Genomic DNA, 2,234 nt, shown 5'->3' with positions numbered 1-2,234 from the left:
ACCTCGCCCGCGTGCTCCGGGTCTGGCGCTATGTCCCGGGCAACCCCGCGCTGCAGGAAGTGGCGTCGCGCCCGGGCTTCACCAACCACCGCATCGGCTGGGATCACATCGCCGGAGGGCTGCGCGATTGCGGGCAGGGGCCCGAGATGATCACCGCGGACGGCGACTGGCAGCGGATCATGGCCTCGACCCTCGTGGCGGGCAGGATCGAGACGCGCGCACTCGCTCCCTATGACGAGGCTGCGATGAGAGCGGCGCTGGCGTGTCGCTAGGCGCTCGCGGCGGGACAATGGCGGGGGAGTTTCCCGAAGGAGGGCGTGCGCGGCGTACCGGTCCGGCGATCACGCGCAAATCACGCTTTGCTTTTCGCGCGCAGCGGCTTAGGCATTCGGACATGAGACTGCTATTTCTTGGGGACGTGATGGGGCGCGCCGGGCGCACCGCCATCGCCGAAAACCTGCCCCGCCTGCGCGAGGACTGGAAGCTCGATTTCGTCGTGGTGAACGGCGAGAACGCCTCGAACGGGGCGGGGCTTACCGGCGAACACGCCAAGCTCATCCTCGGCGCCGGCGCCGACGTGGTGACGCTCGGAGACCATGCCTTCGACCAGAAGGACATGCTGACCTTCATCGAGTCCGAGCCCCGGGTGATCCGGCCGCTGAACTTCGCCAAGCAGGCGCCCGGACGCGGCGCCGGGCTCTTCGAGGACCGGCGCGGGCGCAAGGTGCTGGTGACGCAGGTGCTGGGGCAGGTGTTCATGAAGCGCCCCTTCGACGATCCGTTCTCGGCCATGGACGCAGTGCTGAACCGCTACAAGCTTGGCGGCATGGCGCAGGCCATCATGGTCGACGTGCATTGCGAGGCGACCTCCGAGAAGATGGCGATGGGCCATTTCTGCGACGGCCGCGCCAGCCTCGTGGCGGGGACCCACACCCACGTGCCCACCGGCGACGCGCAGGTGCTGCCCAAGGGCACGGGCTATCTCAGCGACGCCGGCATGTGCGGCGATTACGATTCGGTCATCGGCATGGACAAGGTCGAGCCGATGCGGCGCTTCATCACCGGCATGGGCAAGACGCGCTTCCAGCCGGCGCTTGGCGAGGCGACGTTGTCGGGGCTTTATGTCGAGACCGACGACCGCACCGGCAAGGCGGTGACCGTGAAGATGGTGCGGCAGGGCGGCAGGCTGGAGTCCTCGGGGCCTTGAGGCCGGGAGGCCCCTCCGGCGTGGTCTCGCACACGGGCCTTCCGCCTCGTGTTCGCGCGGCCTCCGGGCCAGGGGCCTCGGGAAATGGAACGCTCCAACTCCCTGAAGATGCGCATGAAATTTGGCGCGATTCGGCGTTGGACGTGATCGGAAAAGCACGTGAGCAGGCGGGCGTCGTGGCCGCGCTTGTGTTAGCTGCAGTGCAGCGTAAGAATGCGTCGGATTGAGCAGCGATGGGCAGTAAGCCATGCAAGTCTTCGAACTGAGCCAGACGGCCCAGGCGTGGGTAGCCATTGCCACGGTTGTGGCCATGTTCATCATGTTCGTTCGGGAACGTTATCCCACCGAGGTGGTGGCGATCGGCGGCGTCGCCTTCCTGCTGTTCATGGGCGTGCTGCCCTATGACGCGGGGCTGGCCGTCCTGTCGAACCCCGCACCCTGGACCATCGTGGCGATGTTCGTGGTGATGGGGGCAATGGTGCGCACCGGCGCGCTCGACGCCTTCGCGCATTTCGCCCAGGCTCAGGTGGCGCGGCGCCCGCGCCAGGCCATGGCGCTGATCATGCTGGTGGTGATCATCGCCTCGGCCTTCATGAACAACACGCCGGTCGTGGTGATGATGCTGCCGATCTTCGTGCAGATCTCGCATTCGCTCGGCATCCAGCCCTCCAAGCTTCTGATTCCGCTCAGCTATGCCGCCATCCTCGGCGGCACCACCACGCTGATCGGGACCTCGACCAACCTGCTTGTCGACGGCGTCGCGCGCAGTGCCGGGCTCGAGCCGTTCTCGATCTTCGAGGTCACGCCGCTGGCGATCATCCTCGTCGCATGGGGCATGTTCTACCTCGTCGTGGCGGGGCGCTTCCTGCTGCCGGAACGCCATTCGATGGCGGGGATGCTGTCGGACCGCTCGCGGATGAAGTTCTTCACCGAGGCGGTGATCCCGCCGGACAGCAACCTCATCGGTCGCGATGTGCTTGGCGTGCAGCTCTTCAAGCGCGAGGGCGTGAGGCTGATCGACGTGGTG

2 protein-coding genes and 1 pseudogene are annotated in these 2,234 nt (G+C 66.8%); all 3 read left to right on the top strand.

The features are described from left to right. A pseudogene (locus HC022_RS24605) lies at window positions 1–272 on the top strand (VCBS repeat-containing protein); the annotation flags it as partial. A gap of 122 nt (window positions 273–394) precedes the next feature. Continuing rightward, window positions 395–1,207 carry a TIGR00282 family metallophosphoesterase gene (locus HC022_RS24600; RefSeq protein ID WP_040383906.1) on the top strand — a complete coding sequence of 271 codons (813 nt, stop codon included), beginning with the start codon at window positions 395–397 and terminating at the stop codon, window positions 1,205–1,207. A 247-nt stretch (window positions 1,208–1,454) separates the two neighbouring features. Next, on the top strand, window positions 1,455–2,234 hold a 780-nt coding region (locus HC022_RS24595; protein ID WP_175583726.1), incomplete at its 3' end, for an SLC13 family permease.

This window comes from Salipiger sp. HF18, from assembly GCF_011806505.1.
GTDB classification, from domain to species: domain Bacteria; phylum Pseudomonadota; class Alphaproteobacteria; order Rhodobacterales; family Rhodobacteraceae; genus Salipiger; species Salipiger thiooxidans.
This window is presented reverse-complemented; position numbering and strand designations above follow the sequence as displayed.

Excerpts from the sequence above, each read along its gene's own strand:
- HC022_RS24600 (WP_040383906.1), top strand. The coding sequence starts at position 395 with ATGAGACTGCTATTTCTTGGGGACGTGATGGGGCGCGCCGGGCGCACC.